The organism is Citrobacter sp. TBCS-14, assembly GCF_005280805.1.
In the GTDB taxonomy this organism is placed as follows: Bacteria; Pseudomonadota; Gammaproteobacteria; order Enterobacterales; family Enterobacteriaceae; genus Citrobacter; species Citrobacter gillenii.
Genome location: NZ_SZWM01000487.1, coordinates 1 through 288, shown reverse-complemented (window position 1 = coordinate 288; position 288 = coordinate 1). Strand labels below are relative to the sequence as shown.

Sequence of the window (288 nt, the reverse complement as noted above, 5' to 3'; positions counted from 1 at the left end):
GTTCATGAAGCTCTACCACCCCATCTTCGATTGCTAAACGAATTTGCTTTGAGTAGCTTCCAACCTGCTCGATGGCTTCCAGCAGACGCTGGTTAATATCAGCGTTCTCCACCTCCTCAATTTCCGGAAGTGATACAAAGACACCATTCGCAGATTGCGCTACAGCATCAGCAATATGGTGAGTACCACCAGCACGCTGTAACACCATTGCTCAACCAAGCGGGAAAATCTGATCGCCATCTGCACGAAGACGGTTGAATAGCGCGTTCTCAGTTACATCCAGCCAGT

General features: G+C 49.0%; 1 pseudogene. It reads right to left on the bottom strand.

Features of this window, described 5'->3' with window-relative positions:
* Window positions 1–288: pseudogene (gene ymfL, locus FDX22_RS19475) on the bottom strand (protein YmfL); the annotation flags it as partial.